This window comes from Cohnella endophytica (assembly GCF_003628305.1).
Lineage (GTDB): Bacteria > Bacillota > Bacilli > Paenibacillales > Paenibacillaceae > Cohnella > Cohnella endophytica.
Window position 1 is genome coordinate 577,040 of the sequence record NZ_RBZM01000004.1, and the last position, 19,790, is coordinate 596,829.

Annotated in this window: 15 protein-coding genes; 12 read left to right on the forward strand and 3 right to left on the reverse strand. The window is 55.9% G+C overall.

The features are described from left to right. Positions 1–43: 43 nt before the first annotated feature. Positions 44–1,783, reverse strand: a complete 1,740-nt coding sequence (locus D7Z26_RS09210; protein ID WP_120976051.1) for an Rqc2 family fibronectin-binding protein — start codon at positions 1,781–1,783, stop codon at positions 44–46. Between the two features lie 547 nt (positions 1,784–2,330). Here D7Z26_RS09210 and D7Z26_RS09215 point away from each other — a divergent pair. The 4 genes from D7Z26_RS09215 to dapF all read left to right on the forward strand — a co-directional run bounded on the left by D7Z26_RS09215 (position 2,331) and on the right by dapF (position 8,237). Beyond that, positions 2,331–5,144, forward strand: a complete 2,814-nt coding sequence (locus D7Z26_RS09215; protein WP_120976053.1) for a calcium-translocating P-type ATPase, SERCA-type — start codon at positions 2,331–2,333, stop codon at positions 5,142–5,144. Between the two features lie 180 nt (positions 5,145–5,324). Next, positions 5,325–6,047, forward strand: coding sequence for a DUF7002 family protein (locus D7Z26_RS09220; RefSeq protein WP_120976055.1), 723 nt, complete (start codon positions 5,325–5,327; stop codon positions 6,045–6,047). 71 nt (positions 6,048–6,118) lie between these two features. After that, positions 6,119–7,276, forward strand: coding sequence for a phosphoribosylglycinamide formyltransferase 2 (gene purT, locus D7Z26_RS09225; RefSeq protein ID WP_120976057.1), 1,158 nt, complete (start codon positions 6,119–6,121; stop codon positions 7,274–7,276). Positions 7,277–7,403: 127 nt separating this feature from the next. Next, entirely contained in the window at positions 7,404–8,237 is an 834-nt protein-coding gene (gene dapF, locus D7Z26_RS09230; RefSeq protein WP_120976059.1) for a diaminopimelate epimerase, read from the forward strand. A 1,190-nt stretch (positions 8,238–9,427) separates the two neighbouring features. Here the strand turns inward: dapF and D7Z26_RS09235 are convergent. Continuing rightward, the gene (locus D7Z26_RS09235; protein WP_120976061.1) at positions 9,428–10,630 is read right to left on the reverse strand and encodes an MFS transporter; all 1,203 of its coding nucleotides are present in this window, start codon (positions 10,628–10,630) and stop codon (positions 9,428–9,430) included. A 69-nt stretch (positions 10,631–10,699) separates the two neighbouring features. Next, positions 10,700–10,981: an ArsR/SmtB family transcription factor gene (locus D7Z26_RS09240; protein ID WP_120976063.1), complete on the reverse strand. Its 282-nt coding sequence runs from the start codon at positions 10,979–10,981 to the stop codon at positions 10,700–10,702. A 193-nt stretch (positions 10,982–11,174) separates the two neighbouring features. Between D7Z26_RS09240 and D7Z26_RS09245 the strand changes: the two genes are divergently transcribed. From D7Z26_RS09245 to fmt, 8 genes are all read left to right on the forward strand, one after another. After that, positions 11,175–13,058, forward strand: coding sequence for a bifunctional homocysteine S-methyltransferase/methylenetetrahydrofolate reductase (locus D7Z26_RS09245; RefSeq protein WP_120976065.1), 1,884 nt, complete (start codon positions 11,175–11,177; stop codon positions 13,056–13,058). A 184-nt stretch (positions 13,059–13,242) separates the two neighbouring features. Then, on the forward strand, positions 13,243–13,503 hold the full coding sequence (remA, locus tag D7Z26_RS09250) for an extracellular matrix/biofilm regulator RemA (protein ID WP_027084220.1): 261 nt from the start codon (positions 13,243–13,245) through the stop codon (positions 13,501–13,503). 13 nt (positions 13,504–13,516) lie between these two features. Then, positions 13,517–14,143 (forward strand): guanylate kinase, encoded by a 627-nt coding sequence (gene gmk, locus D7Z26_RS09255; RefSeq protein ID WP_120976067.1) that lies wholly within the window; start codon positions 13,517–13,519, stop codon positions 14,141–14,143. A 15-nt stretch (positions 14,144–14,158) separates the two neighbouring features. Continuing rightward, positions 14,159–14,365 (forward strand): DNA-directed RNA polymerase subunit omega, encoded by a 207-nt coding sequence (gene rpoZ / locus D7Z26_RS09260; protein WP_120976069.1) that lies wholly within the window; start codon positions 14,159–14,161, stop codon positions 14,363–14,365. Between the two features lie 147 nt (positions 14,366–14,512). After that, complete coding sequence (coaBC, locus tag D7Z26_RS09265; RefSeq protein WP_120976071.1) at positions 14,513–15,778, forward strand: bifunctional phosphopantothenoylcysteine decarboxylase/phosphopantothenate--cysteine ligase CoaBC; 1,266 nt, start codon at positions 14,513–14,515, stop codon at positions 15,776–15,778. After that, positions 15,775–18,276: a primosomal protein N' gene (gene priA, locus D7Z26_RS09270; RefSeq protein ID WP_120976073.1), complete on the forward strand. Its 2,502-nt coding sequence runs from the start codon at positions 15,775–15,777 to the stop codon at positions 18,274–18,276. The genes coaBC and priA overlap by 4 nt, the downstream gene beginning before the upstream one ends. 34 nt (positions 18,277–18,310) lie before the next feature. Further along, positions 18,311–18,802, forward strand: a complete 492-nt coding sequence (def, locus tag D7Z26_RS09275; RefSeq protein WP_120976074.1) for a peptide deformylase — start codon at positions 18,311–18,313, stop codon at positions 18,800–18,802. A 1-nt stretch (position 18,803) separates the two neighbouring features. Further along, entirely contained in the window at positions 18,804–19,757 is a 954-nt protein-coding gene (gene fmt / locus D7Z26_RS09280) for a methionyl-tRNA formyltransferase (protein WP_199731685.1), read from the forward strand. Positions 19,758–19,790: the final 33 nt, after the last annotated feature.

Sequence of the window (19,790 nt, forward strand, 5' to 3'; positions counted from 1 at the left end):
AAAAACAGCGGTTCCTCCCTAGGGGCAGGAACCGCTGTTTGCGTTATTTTACCGTTGAGGGCATTTGTTGGATGGCCGTTTCGTCCGGCGTTACGTAAAGCGTCTTCTGGTTGTCGTATATGACGAAGCCGGGCTTAGCGCCGCTTGGCTTGCGAACATGGCGTATGCGGGTGTAATCGACGGGCACGCCGCTCGATGCCCTGGCTTTGCTGTAATATGCGGCTAAGACGGCCGCTTCGAGCAAAGTAGTTTCGCCGAATTCCGCGCTTCGGATCAAGACGTGCGAGCCGGGAATGTCCTTCGTATGCAGCCATGTGTCGGAGGACATCGCGAGCCGGTTCGTCACGTAGTCGTTCTGCGTGTTGTTTTTGCCGACGTAAATCGGGATACCTTCGCTAGACGTATAACAAAGAATGGCGGGGGTGTCCTTCTTTTTCTTCTTCATGCCCTTCTTGATTCCGCGCTCCCGGATGTAACCTTGTTCGATAAGCTCCTCGCGAATTTCTCCGATATCGTTCGGCGTAGCCGACTCCAAGCCTTGAAGCACGGAAGCCAAATATTCGAGCTCCGTCTTCGTCCCGTCCATCTGCTCCATGACGACCGCGCGGCTGTTTTTTAATTTGTTGTATTTGCGGAAATAACGTTGGGCGTTCTCGTTCGGAGCGAGCAGCGGATCGACGGCGATCGTCCGCGTCGGTTGCTCTTCCTCGTAATAGTCGACGACGTCCACGGATTTGTCGCCACGTTTGAAAGCGTGCAGATGGGCCGTCAGAAGCTCACCGTTGCGACGAACGAGGTCGGCTTCGTCCGCTTCCTCCAGCGTCTCCTTGAGCTTCAGCAGTTTCTTCTCGTTCTTGGCAATCTCGTTGACGAGAAAACGGTTCAAGTCGCTCGTGCGCTGACGGACGAGGTCTCGCGACGCTTTGTCGCGATAGAACGCTTCTAAGCATGCGTGCATGGAAGCGAACGATTGGACTTCCCCTTGCGCGTGTGTGAGGGAGATGGCCGAGAACAAAGCTTTGCCGTCTTCTTGAAGCACGAGATTCGGCTCGTATTGCTGACGCAAAGCTTGATTAACGATATCGTCGAAAATCGCCCTTACTTCCAAGCCTTGATGCGTCGCGCGGTATGCGATTTCTTTGGCGATTAGCGGACTGAAGCCGGTAAAGGTTCCTAGCAGCGCGGAAGCGACGGCGTTAGGATCCTCGTTGTTGTCGGGAACGTTAACGATCAAAGTATCCAACATTTCACCGGATGACGGCTCCAATGGGTTAACTTTGTCTTGCGACGGAGGGGAAACGTAGGCGCTTCCGGGCAGCACGACGCGATAACTGCTAATGGCGGGAGTGACGTGACGAATGCCATCATGGATGACGCCGGTAACCGGGTCGAGCAGAATCAGGTTGCTGTGGCGTCCCATGATCTCGAGCACGATCGTCTTGAAGGAGGAATCCCCAAGCTCGTCGCGGTGGCGCACGTCGATCTCGACGATCCGTTCCAGTCCGATCTGGCGAATGGCTTCGATAACGCCCCCCTCGCAGTATTTGCGAAGCAACATGCAGAACATCGGTGGCTCCTGGGGATTCGCCCAAGTTTGTTCCGTCCAATGGATGCGGGGCATCGAAGGGTGAGCGGACAGCAACAGTTTTCCGTTGACGCCTTGTCCGCGGATATGCAAGATGAGTTCGTTATCCGTTGGTTGATAAATTTTATGAATTCGCGCTTTGACGCAAGCTTGCAGCTCGTGTACGAGCGCGCGGGTGACGATTCCGTCCAATGACATAGCTGTTTCTCCTGTCGCATCTCCGTGATGCGTGATTTTCTGTCTTCCTATGATGCCATACATCTCCGCAAAGGGAAAGCTTTCGGGACCGGGTATCGAGCTTCCGATAGGAGGAGGAATCGCCTTTAACGGTGCTTATGGCTGTTAGTATGCCATTTGACATTCGAAGACCGCTTTTACCGCCCGATAAGACCGTTACGTCGTCGCATGAACACTCAACAGGGCTAGAAATGGGTCATTAAAGGTCAAAAGGGCCGTTACAGGAAGAAATAGACGGCATATTTTCGCTTTAACGTTCCAAATGGCTCTTAATACTGTTTTGTTTCATAGTTACTTCAACTAGCTCTTTATGACGTAAATATGCGATAGCAAAGAATGAGCTGTCGAGCGAAATGAATGATTTTGCCTAACGCACCTCATCATTTTTTTGCATCCCGAGCAATTGCCATAGACCGATCCGCGACTTGGACAACCGGCGGGATATTTCCCGGCTTGTCTGAATACATATAGGTCATAAAAGCGGATATGACGGAAGGGGATGGCTACCGTGGAAGGAAAGGCATGGCACCAGCTAAGCGAGGGACAGCTGCTGGAGGCGCTGGGTACCGATCTGAACAATGGGCTTGCGCCGGAGGAAGCGGGCGAAAGGCTGCAGACTCAAGGGCCGAACGAGCTGGCGGAGAAACGCGGGGAATCTCCCCTTAAGCTGTTGTTTAATCAGTTCAAGGATTTCATGGTGCTTGTACTGTTGGGAGCGACAGTAATCTCCGGCTTGCTCGGAGAGATGCTCGACGCGTTGACGATCGTCGCGATTATTTTAATTAACGGAATTCTAGGATTCTATCAGGAATTCCGCGCGGAACGTTCTCTTAGAGCGCTTAAGGAGCTATCCGCTCCGAACGCGAAAGTCATTCGAGGCGGAGAGTTGTTAATGATCCCGGCTCGCGGTCTGGTTGCGGGAGACGTCGTGCTGCTAGAGAGCGGCGACCGGGTACCGGCGGACATGCGGTTCATCGAGTGCAACGAGTGCTCCGTGGACGAAGCGGCGCTAACGGGCGAATCGGTTCCGGTCGTCAAGGAAGCCGTCAGCCTATCGGCCGCCGATCTTCCGCTTGGCGATCGCAAAAATTGCGGGTATCTAGGAACGATGGTTACGCGGGGAACGGCTAAAGGGATCGTTACCGTTACGGGCATGCAGACGGAAATGGGGAAAATCGCGGATCTGATCCAACAGACGGATGAGGCGGATACGCCGCTTCAACATCGCTTGGAGCAACTCGGCAAAATCCTCATCATCGTCTCGATTATCTTGACCGTTGTCGTCGTGCTGGCAGGGATTTTGCATGGCCAGCCAATCTACGATATGTTCCTTGCGGGCGTGAGTCTGGCTGTTGCGGCCATCCCGGAAGGTCTTCCCGCGATCGTGACGATCGCGCTTGCGCTCGGCGTTCAACGAATGATCAAGCGCCGGGCAATCGTGCGAAAGCTGCCGTCCGTGGAGACGCTCGGGTGCGCCTCCGTTATTTGCTCGGACAAAACGGGTACGCTAACGCAAAATAAAATGACGGTGACGCAAGTGTGGCTGGGAGGACGTTCGATCGAAGTGACGGGCGAAGGTTACGAGCCGATCGGATTGCTTCGGGAAGGCGGCAAGAGCATCGACGCCAAAGGCGACTCTTCGCTTCGCAGGCTGACTCAGATCGCCGCCCTCTGCAATAATTCGGAGCTGACGCAGCAAGAGAAGAACGAGGATCCGAAGAAACGCAAGCCGGGTAAACCGGATACGACGGCGGGAGAGCCGTTGGAATGGAAAATCAAAGGCGATCCGACGGAAGGCGCGCTGCTCGTGCTTGCGGCCAAAACCGGATTGACGAAATCGACGCTGCAGAGCTTGTATACAAGAGTGAAGGAATTCCCTTTCGACGCCGAACGGAAACGGATGTCCGTGCTTATGTCGCATCAGGGCGGCAAACTGGTGTGCACGAAAGGCGCGCCGGACATGCTCGTCGAGCAATGCGCGTACGTGTTGTGGAACGATCAAGTCGTCCCTTTTACCGGCACGTTGAAACAGAAAGTACTGTCCGCGAACGAGGCGATGGCGAGAGATTCGCTGCGGGTGTTGGGACTCGCGTTCCGGGAAGTGAAGTCTTACGACGAGTGCGCGAGCACCGAGCAAGCGGAGAACGGATTGATCTTTATCGGGTTGACTGGGATGATGGATCCGCCGCGCAAGGAAGTGAAGGAAGCGATCTACAAATGCCGTCAAGCCGGCATCAAAACCGTCATGATTACGGGAGACCACGGGACGACGGCCGAAGCGATCGCCAAGACGCTCGGCATTATCGGACGAGAAGGACGCGTGCTTACGGGCGCGGAGCTGTCGGCCATGAACGACGAAGAGCTGGAGAAAATCGCGGACGACGTGAACGTGTACGCACGCGTTTCTCCAGAGCATAAGCTGAGAATCGTCCAAGCTCTGCAACGGCGCGGACACGTGGTGGCGATGACGGGCGATGGAGTCAACGATGCTCCGGCCGTTAAAGCCGCGGATATCGGCATCGCGATGGGGATTTCCGGAACCGACGTAACGAAGGAAGCCTCTGCGCTCGTGCTCGCCGACGACAATTTCTCCAGCATCGTCGCCGCCGTCGAGGAAGGACGGGGAATTTACGAGAACATTCGCAAGTTCATCCGTTATTTGCTCGCCTCCAACGTCGGGGAGATCATGACGATGTTCATGGCGATGATGGCGGGGCTGCCATTACCGCTCGTTCCGATCCAGATCCTCTGGGTCAATCTCGTAACCGACGGATTGCCTGCCATGGCGCTTGGCGTCGATCAAGCGGAAAGCGATCTGATGCAGCATAAACCGCGTTCCGCCAAAGAAAATATTTTCGCCCGCCGGCTTGGATGGAAAATTATCAGCCGCGGCATCTTGATCGGCGTGTGCACGTTGGCGGCATTCGTCATGGCGCTGAATCAGAGAGCGGGCCATTCCGATCAGCTCATCCATGCGCAGACCGTTGCTTTCGCGACTCTCGTCATGGCCCAGCTCATCCACGTATTCGATTGCCGCAGCTCCAGATCGATTTTCCATCGCAAGCTGCTCGAAAACAAATTTCTCGTTTTTGCCGTCTTGTCTTCGCTCATATTGATGTTAGGAGTATTGTACGTGCAGCCGCTTCAGCCGGTGTTCAAGACCGTTCCGCTCGATTTCCGCGATTGGGCGCTCGTTATCGTCGCCGCGGGCATCCCGACGTTCGCGATGGGGATCGGCAGCGTGCTCGGAACCTCGAAGCAGAAAAAAGGCCGCAATATCACTTACAGAGGGACTTCGGTACCCCCGTCCGCGGCCAGGTAAACTAACGTTCGATTCCGCAAAAGGCAAAGCAAGGCGCTGGCGAATCCGTCGGCGTCTTTTTCATGGCGAATAAATGGGCGGAACTTCAAGCTTTTACCGAGTGAATAGAATGCATGTATCTGCCTAGGCTAGCTAAGATGCGGAACATTAATTTACCGGCGGAAGAGGAATCGAACAATAATGGATCATGCGGTTGACCCAGCGGCAGCGATAACGAAACCGAGCGGAAGGAAGTCTTTATTTCATTTTACGAGAGTCGGCAATTTGCCGGGAATAGCGCGTTTTGACGCATTGATGTCCAGCTACCGCATTCATCCGGACAACTCGGGAGAACGCCGCTTAAAGCCGTTTAACGTCGATTACGGGGGAGAAGAGGGCATGCCGGCAATTCAGATGACCATCAATGCCCATCTGCGAATTCCCGAGAAGATGATGGCTCCCGGCACGACGCTGGAGGCATTCCGGCATTGCCTGGACAGGCACGTGTTTTTCTGGCCGACGTTGGCGGATTGCAGGAAGATGATCGATACGTACGCGCGAAGGGAGCCCGAGGAAAGCTTTGCGGTGCTGAAACTGGACGCGCAGCGCTTAATCGCGGATCATGCCGGGGACGTAAAGCTGTCCAAATACGATTCGGGGAGCGCGCCGCGATACCCGGACCGTTGTTCATACAGAAAAAGCCCGGACATGTTCCTGCCGTTAGACCGATTCCGGAAGACGACGGATGGAGCCGTGCCGGGCAAAGCTTCCGAAATTCACGAGATTCTCGTTCAAGACCGCGTAACGAACGTCAGCGGATATTTGCAAGCCGTATACGTCGATCGGGCAGAATACGTACCCGAACTTTGGAGGGAGCTTGCTCGGCCCTTGGCGGAGCTGACGATACCTGCGGCGAAGAAGTAACCGACTGCCCGGCGTTATTTCATCGTGTATAATGGACGGTATTGAAAATAGCGAATTTGGAGGAATCGATGATGTACATAAGCAAGAAGCTGCTCCTGCTTGGATCCGGAGAATTGGGCAAAGAGGTCGTTATCGAAGCGCAACGGCTCGGGGTCGAAACCATTGCCGTCGATCGGTACGCGAATGCGCCCGCGATGCAGGTCGCACACCGCAGCTACGTGATCGATATGTTGGACCGGCAAGCGCTCCGCGACGTGATCGAGAAGGAGAAGCCCGATCTGATCGTGCCCGAGATCGAGGCGATCGCGACGGTCGAGCTGGTGAAGTTGGAGGAGGAAGGCTATCGTGTCATTCCTACGGCGCGCGCTGCCCAACTGACGATGGACCGGGAAGGCATCCGGCGTATGGCATCCGAGACGTTAGGCTTGCCGACGGCGGGATATCGTTTCGCCGACACGTACGAGCAATTCGCGAAAGCTGCCCGGGAAATGGGATTTCCATGCGTAGTTAAGCCGCTCATGAGTTCTTCGGGCAAAGGGCAAAGCGTATGCCGTTCCGAGGCCGAGCTGGATCGTTCCTGGACGATCGCGATGGAAGGCGGGCGCGTTCAGCAAGGCAGGGTTATCGTCGAGGAATTCATTACATTCGAATCCGAGATCACGTTGCTTACGGTTCGTTCGGTCAACGGCACGTTGTTCTGTCCTCCGATCGGCCACGTTCAGAAGGACGGAGACTATATCGAGTCCTGGCAACCGCACGAAATGACGGAAGACCAGCTCGCCGAAGCCAAAAGAATCGCCGGCGTCATTACGGATGCCCTTGGAGGCGCGGGAATTTTCGGCGTGGAGCTCTTCTTGGCGAAGGACAAGGTATATTTCAGCGAGGTGTCGCCTCGTCCGCACGATACGGGGTTAGTCACGCTAGTCAGTCAGAACTTATCCGAATTCGCGCTGCACGTCCGGGCGATTCTAGGGTATCCGATTCCGGAAATCTACGTGTCCGCTCCGGGCGCCAGCAGACCGCTGAAAGCGGAAGCCGAATTGGAGGATTACCGGATCGAAGGGATCGGAGAGGCGCTGTCCGTCCCGCATACGCAGCTCCGCGCCTTCGGCAAACCCGTTACGAAGGTCGGTCGTCGCTTGGCGGTCGCGCTATCGACGGGAGATTCCGTTCAGGAAGCGCGCGACAGAGCTAAAAAAGCATTGGATTGCTTGCGCATCGAAGGCTGATCTAACCGAACGATCGTCGAATAGTGCAAACAAACGGAGAATTGCTATATGCTCATCCCGTTCAAAGAGCATTATGATGAGATCAGAGGTTTAGATAAGGCGAGTCTATCGCGGGAGGCAAGTCGATATGGAATTTACGAAAATGCATGGATTAGGCAACGACTTCATCGTCGTCGCCGGGGAGCGGGCGCTTCCGGATAATGCGGCTGAGCTGGCCGTAAGGTTGTGTAACCGTTTCTTCGGTATCGGAGCCGACGGGTTGGTATATATACTGCCGTCCGATAACGCGGACTTCAAGATGAGAATCATCAATTCCGACGGATCGGAAGCGGAGCAATGCGGCAACGCGATCCGTTGCGTCGCGAAATACGTGTACGATAACGGTTTGACGGACAAAACGGAACTGACGATCGAGACGATCGGAGCGGGCGTGCAACCGGTTCGGATTACGACGGAATGCGGGCAAGCCGCCTGGGTAACCGTGGACATGGGACAACCGATTCTGAACGGACTGGACGTTCCCACGACGATCGACGCGAATCCGGTTCTCGGCCATAGCGTAGTGGTCGACGGTCGCGAGTTCAAGTTCACCGCGGTTTCCATGGGCAATCCGCATTGCGTCATCTACGTGGACGACGCGGCGAATTTCGATCTGGCCGCATGGGGGCCTAAGCTCGAGAAGCATCCGTTGTTCCCGCGCAAGATCAACGTCGAATTCGCGACCGTCAACTCGCGCGAGCAAGTCGACATGCGCGTATGGGAGCGCGGAGCGGGGCCGACGCTTGCATGTGGCACCGGCGCTTGCGCGACGCTCGTCTCGTCCGTGCTGAACGGACTGACGGATCGTAAGGCGACGATCTCGCTCGCCGGCGGGGATTTGTCGATCGACTGGAACGAGGACAATAACCGCATCTATATGACAGGCCCGGCTGCGGCCGTGTACACTGGCTCGGTGGACTGAACGGGGAAAGGAAGAGGAAATAGCGTTCAAGAGAAAAAGCCGACTGAGTTGATTGTGCAACTCAGTCGGCTTTTTTTGTTGAATCCGGAGGCTGCTTGTAATCGTAACTCCCTGCTCAGAGCCCCTCTCGAGAGCGAGATGTTCGATTTTTTCGAGTAATTCCCAACTGAGAGTCTCTCTAGTGTGCGAAATGGTCGATTCTTTCGAGTAACTCCCAGCTGAGAGTATCTCTCTTGGGCGAAATGTTCGATTTCTTCGAGTAACTCCCAGCTCAGAGCCCCTCTCGTGCGCGAGATGTTCGATTCTTCGAGTAACTCTCTGCTGGGAGCCCCTCTCGTGGGCGAAATGTTCGATTTCTTCGAGTAACTCCCAGCTCAGAGCCCCTCTCGAGGGCGAAATGTTCGATTTTTTCGAGTAACTCCCTTCTCAGAGATCCTCTCGAGGGCGAGATGTTCGAATATTTCGAGTAACTCCCAGCTGAGAGTATCTCTCTTGGGCGAGATGACCGACTTTTTCGAGCTCAAACCGACTAACTTCCGCCAAAGTGTTGCTCCATGGGTGGAGTTACTCGCTGAAACCGACTAACTCTCGCCTAATGGTGCTCATTGAGAGGGAATTACTCGCTCAAACCGACTAACTTCCGCCAAAGTGTTGCCCCATGGGGTGGAGTTACTCGCTGAAACCGACTAACTCTCGCCAAATGGTGCTTCTTCAGGGGAAGTTACTCGTTCAAACCAACTAATTTCCGCTAAAGTGTTGCCCCGTGAGTGGAGTTACTCGTTCAAACCGACTAACTCTCGTCTAATGGTGCTCCTTGAGAGGGAGTTACTCGCTCAAACGGACTAACTCACGCCAAATGGTGCTCCTTAAGGGGAAGTTACTCTTTCAAACCGACTAACTTCCGCTAAAGTGTTGCCCATGAGTGGAGTTACTCGATCAAACCGACTAACTTCCGCCAAAGTGTTGCCCTATGTGTGGAGTTACTCGATCAAACCGACTAACTTCCGCCAAAGTGTTGCCCTATGTGTGAAGTTACTCGCTCAAACCGACTAACTTCCGCCAAAGAGTGCCCCGTCGAGGGAAGTTACTCGATCAACACGACTAACTTGTGCGGTAGCGCGGCGGAGGTTTGATCCCGCAGGGAAGTAAAAACATAAACACATAGCGACTAACCCCTAACCGTAATAAAATTACGACGGGCAGACTTCCGGCTCGGATACGGCAAGGCGCGACCGTCGCGCGACGTAGTTGGCGGTAACGCCTAGCGAGACGGCGGATAATGCGGCGGCGACTCCGACGCCTACAGCTCCGACCCAACCGATGGCCGTTAAGCTCGAGTTGTTCACGACGAAGCCGCCGACTCCGGCGCCCGCTGCCATGGCAAGCTGCAGCACGGAAGAGTTCAGGCTTAACATGATGCCGGACGCTTCGGGCGCCAAGCTAAGCAAATAGTATTGTTGGGTAGGGCCGGACGACCATGCGGAGAATGCCCATAACATCAGAAGCGGGAATACGATCCAGGCGGCTTGCGAGAATGACGCCAGCAGGAATAAGACTCCCGTATGCAGAAGCATTCCGCCGATTAACGTTCGCCCGACGCCCCATTTGTCGGTGCTGAATCCGCCGAACTTAGAACCGACGAGACTCGCGACACCGAAGGCGAAGAGGGCGATGCTTACCGTGCGTTCGCTCATGCCCGTAACCGTAAGCAGATAGGGAGAAATATACGTATATACGATGGAATAGCCGAATATCCAGAAGAAGGTGACCGACAAAGCAAGAGCGATTCGCGGACTTTTCAGGATGTTCGCTTGCGCCCGGATCGGTACCGGAGCTTCGCCTTCCGATTTCGGGATCGATTTGAAAATCGCGAGCATGGCCAGCAAGCCGAGAACGCCGATGGCCGCGAATAGGAGGGTCCAATCATACGAGGCCGCAATGACCCGACCGACCGGAACTCCTATGATCAATGAAGTGCTGAAGCCCATGACCAGCGTGGCGATCGCGCTTCCTTGTTTGCCGGGCTCCGCCATTTTGGCCGCGACCGTCAACGCCACGACGACGAATACGCCGGTGCTGAGCGCAAGCACGACTCTGGCTCCCATTAGAAGCAGGTAACTCGAAGAGAACACCGACAATACGTTGCCGACGACGAACAATCCAAGCGCCGCAAGCATCAATTTTCTTCTTTCCACGCGTGCGGTAAGAGCCATAAGAACCGGCGTTCCGAAAGCGTAAGCGAGCGAGAATACGGTGATGAGCTGACCCGCTGCGGCAACCGATACACCAACGTCCGAAGCGACTTTATCCAAGATACCCGCGATAATATATTCCGACGTTCCCACTAAAAAACTAACGATGGCCAACATGTAAATTTTCCAAGAATTCGACATATGCAAGCTCCTTCACTCCGCTCCACTTATTCTATATTTCTAGATGCATCGAAATATGGCGCAAAAAAATCATGCGAGCAAATAAGGCGCGTATTTTTCCGCCATTTCGCGATTCACGCTATAGTAAATATACGTTCCGTCTTTGCGGAGAGAAAGCAGACCGCAGTCGGTCAATTGCTTCAGATGATGCGACAGCGTAGAACCGGCGACCGATTCCAGCTTGCTTCCGATATCGGAACAGCACAGATTCCGCTCCTCTGTCAGGAGTAGGGCGATCTTAAGCCTAGTCGGCTCCCCAAGCGCTTTATAAACCTTCACCGCTTGCTGCATTTCGACGTTTTCTTCGATCATCGTTTTCACACCTCGGGACTCGGCGTATATTTCCACATCTATCGAAATAGAGAATAACATATGCAATGTGAAAAGTAAACGACGAAGAATATCCGCTTCTTCCGATAGAATGAATCGGGTTTTTCCATTTTCCCCGGGGCGGAATTGTGCTACATTAAGAATACTTTATCGATGGAATGGATGGGGAAGCTTCATGAAACCGGATTTGCGCACGGCGCTAGCTCTTAAGCCCCGGGTCGGCGACGGTGCGATGGCAACTTATTTGTACCAACTCGGCTTGCCCGTCGGGGTATCGTTCGAGGAATTCAACCTGCTCAAGCCCGACGTGATCGCCGACGTGCATCGCCGGTACGCGAACGCCGGAGCGGAGATTATCGAGACCAATACGTATTCCGCGCAACATAATAAATTGTCCCGCTACGGACTGGAGAAAAAAACGGAAGAAATCAACGCGGCGGGCGTCGCGATCGCGCGTCGCGCCGTCGGGCAAGAAGCGTACGTCGTCGGCTCGATCGGGGCCGTACGCGGCGGAGCGGGCAAAAACGTACGAACCGCGACGGTAAAACGGGATTTCGAAGAGCAAGTAGGAGCGTTGCTCGCGGCGGGCGTCGACGGTTTGTTGCTGGAAACCTTTTTCGATTTGGAAGAGCTGTCTCTCGCGCTATCGATTATTAGGAAGAAAAGCGATATTAGCGTCATTTGCCAATTCGCGGTCGAGGACGCGGAGCGGACGCACGACGGCATTCCGTTGCCCGAAGCTTTCCGCAGGCTCAAGGGAGAAGGGGCGGACGTCGTCGGCTTTAACTGCCGCAGCGGTCCGAACGGCATCCTGAGAGCAGTCGAGACGCTGCCTCGGGATCTCGGATTGCCGCTTAGCGTGTTCCCTAACGCGGGCATTCCGGATTACGTGGACGGCAAAGTCGTGTATTCCGCCACGCCGGAATATTTCGCTTCGTCCGCGATCAGATTCGCCGACGCGGGAGCGCGCCTCATCGGCGGTTGTTGCGGAACTACGCCGGAGCATATCGCCGCGATTGCCAAAGCACTGCAAAATTATTCTCCGGTTCAGATTGCCAAGGCTCCTGCGGAAGCCCCGGAAGTCCGCCAGTCAATCGACGTCGCGTCGGACCTTTCGGAGCCGCAGTCGGACATTCCGCCTACGGAACTAGAACCGAGCATCGTCGATCTCGTTCGCGAACGCCATACGGTCATCGTAGAGCTTGATCCTCCTCGCGATCTGGATATCGCCAAGTTCATGGCCGGAGCCCAAGCGCTCAAAGAAGCCAATGCCGACGCGCTTACGATGGCGGACAATTCGCTCGCCGTTACCCGGATGAGCAATATGGCGCTTGCCGCCTTGCTGAAGGAACGCGTCGGAATCCGGCCGCTCGCGCATATCGCTTGCCGCGACCGGAACCTGATCGGAACGCAGTCGCATATGATGGGCTTCGACGCTCTAGGCATCGACCACGTTCTCGCCGTAACGGGCGATCCCGCCAAATTCGGAGACCTGCCGGGCTCGAGCTCGGTGTACGACCTGACGTCGTTCGAAATCATCCGAATGATCAAACAATTGAACGAAGGCATTGCCTTCTCCGGCAAACCGTTGAAGCAGAAAGCCAAGTTCATCGTAGGCGCCGCCTTTAACCCGAACGTGAAGCATCTGGATAAAGCGATCCAACGGTTAGAGCGCAAAATCTCGGCCGGGGCGGACTACATCATGACGCAGCCCGTCTACGATCCCGAGCTCATCGTTCGCATCGCGGAAATGACAAAGCACTTATCCGTTCCGATCTTCCTAGGCATCTTCCCGCTCGCAAGCGGCAGGAACGCCGAATACTTGCATAACGAAGTTCCCGGCATTCAGCTTTCCGATTCCGTCCGCGAACGGATGAGCGGATTGGAAGGTCCGGTCGGTCGGGCGGAGGGCGTGAAAATCGCGGAGGAATTGCTGGACGTGGCGATGGAGCATTTCAACGGAATCTACTTGATGACTCCTTTTATGGCGTACGAAATGACCGTATCCTTGACCGAATACGTCAAGAAGAAGAGCGCTCATTTGACTTCCGTTAACTAACCTGCTTCATCCTCTTGTCCCACTAGGGGATTTGAAGTACAATATAGCAATAAATCGTTGAGTAACAGTTTAGGCATTTTCAAGCCGGCAGTATGCGGCCAGCCGCTTTCGGCAACAATGGAAGCGAATTAGGTTGTCCGCATGCATGCCGTTTGGTAGGAATGCCGGAGGGAAAGTGCTAACCATGGCGATCAAGCTGATTAATATCGGATTTGGCAACATCGTATCTGCGAATCGGATTATTTCCATCGTCAGTCCGGAATCGGCTCCGATTAAGAGAATTATCCAGGAAGCGCGCGACCGGCATATGCTGATCGACGCGACTTACGGTCGTCGCACCCGCGCCGTCATTATTACCGACAGCGATCATGTGATTTTGTCGGCAGTCCAGCCAGAAACGGTTGCGCACCGGTTGTCTACCAAAGACGACGAACACGATGAATGAATTGGGGATCACCATGAACAGAGGCATTTTATTCGTTTTATCCGGCCCTTCGGGAGTCGGCAAAGGCACCGTATGCGCCGAATTGCGCCGCAAGCTGCCCGAGCTGGTTTATTCGGTTTCGGCGACGACCCGTTCACCGCGGGAAGGCGAACAGGACGGAGTCAATTATTTCTTCAAATCCCGCGAGCAGTTTCATCTAATGATCGAGAACGACGCGCTTCTCGAGCATGCGGAATACGTCGGCAACTATTACGGTACGCCGCGCGATTTCGTGGAGAAGACGCTGTCCGAAGGTAAAGATATTATTCTGGAGATCGAAGTTCAGGGAGCGCTCAAGGTAAGAGAGAAATTTTCCGAGGGCGTATTCATTTTCCTTATGCCTCCTTCCTTGAACGAATTGAAGCAACGAATCGTAGGCAGGGGGACCGAATCCCAAGCGACGATCGACCATCGGTTGTCCGTAGCCGTAGAAGAGATGAACCTGCTGCACCATTACGATTACGCAGTCGTGAATGACGAGATCGATCAGGCGTGCAACCGGATAAGCTCCATTATTACGGCGGAGCATTGCAAGCGCGAAAGGTTCTTGGGCGAGCTGTTCCAGCAGCTCGAGAACGTCGAAACCGCGGACAACGTCTGAAAGAGGTGAAAAACCATGCTATATCCATCCATTGATGAATTGGTCAAAAAAGTAGACAGCAAATACACGCTCGTCGTTGCGGCTTCCAAAAGAGCCCGTAATCTTCGCGAAGGCGTCATGTGCAATCTCGGCGCTCCCAAGTCTCATAAGTTCGTCGGCGTCGCCCTCGAAGAAATCTATCACGATGCGATCAAAGTCGAGCACTTGAAACCGATCGTGTAAGATCCGCTTAAGGCAACAATAGAGCGGTTATTCGATCTAGATGAATAGAATAACTCTCGGAAGGAAGGACAACCCGCGCGGTTGTTTTTTTTCTACGATCAGATAGAAATAACGGCTTGTGGCTAGATTGTTCTAGGAGGGGAAACGATGAACAAACCGCTAGCGGGCAAAACGATATTACTGGGCGTTACGGGCGGAATCGCGGCTTACAAATCGGCGACTCTGTGCAGCCGGTTGGTCGGCCTTGGGGCCGAAGTCAGGGCGATGATGACGCAAGGGGCGACGCAGTTCATTACCCCGCTCACGCTGCAGACGCTCACGCGTCATCCCGTCGCCACGGACGTATTCGACGAACGCGACGCTTCGATCGTCCAGCACATCGATTGGGCGGATTCCGCGGACTTGGCGGTCGTCGCCCCGGCGACGGCGAACATGCTCTCCAAGCTGGCGAACGGATTGGCCGACGATATGGTCAGCACGACGCTGCTGGCGATTACGGCGCCTCTATTGATCGCGCCGGCGATGAACGTGCATATGTGGGAACATCCCGCGGTCGTCGAGAACGTAAATAAGTTAGCTTCCCGAGGCGTCACGTTCGTGGAGCCGGGGACGGGCCAATTGGCGTGCGGCTACGTTGGCAAGGGCAGGCTCGCGGAACCGGACGAGATCGTCGAGGCGATCGTCGCGATGCTGGTCGGACCGAAGCCGCTGGCCGGGAAGAACGTGGTCGTAACCGCGGGAGGGACGGTCGAAAGAATCGATCCCGTGAGGTACATTACGAACGATTCATCGGGCAAGATGGGATTCGCGATCGCTGAAGCGGCGCGCGACAGGGGAGCATCTGTTACGCTTGTTTGCGGCAAGACGGACGAAGCGCCTCCGCACGGCGTTCGCGTCGTGAAGGTCGATTCAGCCCTTGAAATGCGCGAAGCGGTCATGGAGCGGTTGTCGGAAGCGGACCTCGTAATCAAGGCGGCCGCGGTCGCTGACTACCGGCCTGCTCGCCAAGCGGCGAGCAAGATGAAAAAAACGGCGGAGTCCCTTACGCTCGAGCTCGTGCCGAATCCGGATATTTTGCTGGAAATCGGGGAATGGCGGGAGGTTAGAGGCGGCGCGGCTGCGACGAAACCTTTCGTAATCGGCTTCGCGGCCGAGACGACGGACGTGGAGAAGCACGCGCTGGACAAGCTGAAGCGCAAGAAGTGCGATCTGATCGTAGCCAACGACGTGACCGCGGAAGGCGCGGGCTTCGGCTCGGATACGAATATCGTTACCGTCTATGGCTCGCAAGGGCTGGCGGAGAAGTTGCCGCGCATGTCCAAAAGGGCGGTTGCGGAGCGTATTCTCGATCTGGCTCAAGCCGGCATCGCCTCGAATCGTCCGTCCGGGGACGGGAGTGAGGCGATAAAATGACGATTGCTCGAGTCATTGTCGACGTGCCTAGCCGCGATACGGATCGCGCGTTCGACTATACGATCCCGGAACGCCTGCAAGGTTGGGTAGAGATCGGGAGCCGAGTTGCGGTGCCATTCGGGCCGCGCAAGCTGCAAGGGATCGTCATCGGTCTCGCGGAGGACGCCGACGTCGAACTAGCGAAGCTGAAGCCGATCGAGGAAGTGCTGGATGCGCTCCCGCCATTGTCGCCGGAGCTCGTGGAGCTTGGCGAATGGATGAGCCGAAGATGGCTGTGTCCGCTGACGGTTTCACTTCAGGCGATGCTTCCGGCAGCTCTGAAGGGACGCTCGGAGAAATACGTGTTTCCGGCCGCTGGAGCCCAGTGGTCCGACGAGGAGACCGCCCGGAGTGGCGGTCTCTTGCTTGCGCTAAGGAAGGGCAAACCGTTGAAGTTGGCCATGTTGCTGCAACAATATCCGGAGCAAGGGGCAGCGCTGAAGAGATGGCTGCGGCAAGGACGACTGGAGGAACGGCAGCGGGTAGAAGATAAATCGTCCGGAAAAACGGTGTATACCGTGTTTCCGGCGGACGCCGAAACGTTGTTGAAAGCGGTCGAAGAGATTCCGGCCAGAGCGAGCAAGCAACGTGAGGTCGTACGCTACTTGGCGGAAAATAACGATCCGATCGCGGTTGCCAGATTAGCCGCAGAAGCTTCGACGACGTCTGCGACCATTCGATCCTTGGAGGAGCGAGGTTTGCTCGAGATCCGCTCCGTCACGGAAGAGCGCGATCCTTACGCCGATCGGGATTTTACGGCTTCCAATCCGATGGTGCTGACCCCGAAGCAGGCAACCGCCTTGGCTCCGATCGTGGACGCGCTCAACGAGCGGTCCTCGGAGGCGTTCTTGCTCCACGGAGTTACCGGCAGCGGCAAAACGGAAGTGTATCTGCAAGCGATCCAACGATGCTTGGAGCTTGGGCGCGAAGCGATCGTGCTCGTGCCGGAGATCGCGCTTACGGCTCAATTGGTAGAACGGTTCAAGAGCCGGTTCGGCGCTCTCGTTGCGGTGCTGCATAGCCGGTTATCCAACGGCGAACGTTACGACGAATGGCGCAAAATCCGGGAAGGCCGGGCCCAAGTGGCGGTCGGCGCGAGATCCGCGATATTCGCTCCGTTCTCGAGTATCGGTCTGATCGTCATCGACGAAGAACACGAAACTTCCTATAAACAAGAGGAAAGTCCGAGATACCATGCGCGCGAAGTGGCGATCGAGAGAGCCCGCCTGCATGGCGCGGCGGTTGTTCTGGGCTCCGCTACGCCGGCGCTCGAGACTTACGAAGCCGCCGCTCATACGCGGGGCGGTTCGCAATCCGGTCTCGGGAAAATCGGCTATATCGGCTTGCCGGAAAGGGTGGCTAATCGGCCGCTGCCCGGCGTTCAAATCGTAGATATGCGCGAGGAGCTTAAGCTCGGCAATCGCGCGATGTTCAGCCGTTCGCTCGCCGCGGCGATCAAGGACCGCCTCGAGAAGCAAGAACAGATCGTGCTTCTCTTGAACCGGCGAGGTTACGCGACGTTCGTCATGTGCCGGTCTTGCGGGTACACGGCCGCTTGTCCGCACTGCGAAATCTCGCTGACATACCATAGGGGCTCGTCGAATTTGCGCTGCCATTATTGCGGTTATTCCGAGGCGGAGCCCAAGACGTGCCCAAGCTGCGAGAGCCCGCACATCCGCTTCTTCGGCACGGGGACGCAGAAAGTCGAGGAAGCGTTGGCCGAAGCGTTCCCGGGCATTCGCGTCATTCGGATGGACGTGGACACGACGACGGAGAAAGGTTCTCACGAGCGCTGGCTGACGGAATTCCGGGAACGCCGCGCGGACGTGTTGCTAGGCACGCAGATGGTCGCCAAAGGGCTCGATTTCCCTTACGTTACGCTTGTCGGCGTGTTGGCGGCGGACTCGGCGCTTCGGCTACCGGATTTCCGTGCGCCGGAGAGAACGTTCCAACTTCTGACGCAGGTGGCGGGCAGGGCGGGCCGGCACGAACTGCCGGGAGAAGTCATCATCCAGACGTACGATCCGGAACACGAATCGATCACGTCCGTTCAAGGCCACGATTACCAAGGTTTCGTCGAGAGAGCGTTGTTGCTGCGCAAGCAGTTGGGTTATCCGCCGTATGGCCGCCTTATCGGAGTGACGTTCTCGCACGAATCGGCGGCGATGCTGCTGTCGATCGGAGGGCAGTTCGCTTCCGGCCTTCGCGAGCGAGCGATGGAATTGGGCATTCGCAAGGAATTCGACTCCACCGGGGCTTCGGCTTTGGAGGTGCTCGGTCCGGTTTCTTCGCCGATCGCCCGATTGAAAGATCGCTACCGTTTTCAATGTATGGTAAAATATCGGGGAGACGTCGATGCGAGCTTGCTCGTATCGCGGGTTCTCGGCGAAATAGGAGAAGCGGCGAAACGCGGCGGCGTGCAAATCAGCGTCGACGTGGATCCGCAGATGATGCTCTAGCCGAGCTATTTGGAACGAAAAGGGAGTTGCCGTTATGTCCATTCGATTAATCGTGAAACACCCTGATGCTGTGCTGAGGGAAAGAGCGCAGGAAGTGACGAAATTCAATGCCAATCTGCATAAGTTGCTGGACGACATGGCGGATACGATGTACGATGCCGACGGAGTCGGTTTGGCCGCCCCGCAGGTGGGAATCTTGAAGCGCGTTATCGTCGTGGATGTCGGGGATGAACATGAGCTCATCGAGTTGGTGAACCCGGAAATCGTCTTCTCGGAAGGCGAGCAATTGGGGCCGGAAGGCTGCCTTAGCATTCCGGGTCTTCAGGGAGACGTTCGCCGGGCTAATCATATTATCATTCGGGGACAGGACCGCAACGGCAATCCGATACAATACGAGAGCACGGAATTTTTGTCCAGGGCATTCCAGCATGAGGTCGATCACCTAAACGGAGTATTGTTCATCGACTCGGCCGAATCGGTATACGAAGCCCGCAAACGCGAAGAGCAAGAGCAGGATGGAGAATAGCATGAAAATATTGTTCATGGGGACGCCGGATTTCGCGGTTGCCTCGTTACAGACGTTGTTGGAGCAAGGCTACGAGATCGCGGCTGTCGTTACGCAGCCGGATCGCCCGAAAGGGCGCAAGCGCGAGTTGACTCCGACTCCGGTGAAGGCGTTCGCGCTGGAGCGCGGCTTGGAAGTGCTGCAGCCCGAGAAGCTTCGTTCGCCTGAAGGCGTAGCCGCAGTGACGACGATCGCGCCGGATATTATCGTTACGGCCGCTTACGGACAAATTTTGCCGAAGGCGATTTTGGAATTGCCTCGTCTAGGGTGCATTAACGTGCATGGTTCGTTGCTGCCCCGTTATCGGGGAGGCGCTCCGATCCAACGCTCGATCATCGACGGCGAGACGGTTACGGGCGTGACGCTGATGTACATGGCGGAAGGTTTGGACACCGGCGATATGATCGCCAAGGTAGAGGTTCCGATTACCGACGAAGATACGGCGGGCTCGATGTTCGGCAAGCTGAGCGTCGCCGGAGCGAAGCTGCTGACCGAGTGGCTTCCCCGCATCGCGGACGGGACGGCGGGCCGTACGCCGCAGAACAACGACGAAGCGACTTACGCGCCCAATTTGACCCGCGAAGACGAGAAGCTAATCTGGTCCCAAGACGCTCGCAAGCTGTTTAACCGGGTGAGAGGTCTGAATCCGATGGCGAGCGGCTTCACGTATCTAGACGGAGAAGTGTTTAAAGTATGGAGTTGCCGCATTCCCCAAGGATCGGATACGATGATGCGTCCGGAATGGACTTCGTTGTTGCCGGGGTCCGTGCTCGAATCCGGCGCGTTCGGTATTCGGGTGCGCACGGGCGACGGCAGCATCGTGTTGACGGAAGTGCAGCCGGCGGGCAAGAAGGCGCTGGCGGCGGCCGAATTCGCCAAGGGCGCGCGATTGGCTCCCGGTAAGGTGCTCGGGTAACCCCGGGCTTTTTTTATGATTTCATGGAACAAT

Coding starts and splice junctions, on each gene's coding strand:
- D7Z26_RS09210 (WP_120976051.1), bottom strand. CDS start 1,783: ATGTCATTGGACGGAATCGTCACCCGCGCGCTCGTACACGAGCTGCAA.
- D7Z26_RS09220 (WP_120976055.1), top strand. CDS start 5,325: ATGGATCATGCGGTTGACCCAGCGGCAGCGATAACGAAACCGAGCGGA.
- purT (WP_120976057.1), top strand. CDS start 6,119: ATGTACATAAGCAAGAAGCTGCTCCTGCTTGGATCCGGAGAATTGGGC.
- dapF (WP_120976059.1), top strand. CDS start 7,404: ATGGAATTTACGAAAATGCATGGATTAGGCAACGACTTCATCGTCGTC.
- D7Z26_RS09235 (WP_120976061.1), bottom strand. CDS start 10,630: ATGTCGAATTCTTGGAAAATTTACATGTTGGCCATCGTTAGTTTTTTA.
- D7Z26_RS09240 (WP_120976063.1), bottom strand. CDS start 10,981: ATGATCGAAGAAAACGTCGAAATGCAGCAAGCGGTGAAGGTTTATAAA.
- D7Z26_RS09245 (WP_120976065.1), top strand. CDS start 11,175: ATGAAACCGGATTTGCGCACGGCGCTAGCTCTTAAGCCCCGGGTCGGC.
- remA (WP_027084220.1), top strand. CDS start 13,243: ATGGCGATCAAGCTGATTAATATCGGATTTGGCAACATCGTATCTGCG.
- gmk (WP_120976067.1), top strand. CDS start 13,517: ATGAACAGAGGCATTTTATTCGTTTTATCCGGCCCTTCGGGAGTCGGC.
- rpoZ (WP_120976069.1), top strand. CDS start 14,159: ATGCTATATCCATCCATTGATGAATTGGTCAAAAAAGTAGACAGCAAA.
- coaBC (WP_120976071.1), top strand. CDS start 14,513: ATGAACAAACCGCTAGCGGGCAAAACGATATTACTGGGCGTTACGGGC.
- priA (WP_120976073.1), top strand. CDS start 15,775: ATGACGATTGCTCGAGTCATTGTCGACGTGCCTAGCCGCGATACGGAT.
- def (WP_120976074.1), top strand. CDS start 18,311: ATGTCCATTCGATTAATCGTGAAACACCCTGATGCTGTGCTGAGGGAA.
- fmt (WP_199731685.1), top strand. CDS start 18,804: ATGAAAATATTGTTCATGGGGACGCCGGATTTCGCGGTTGCCTCGTTA.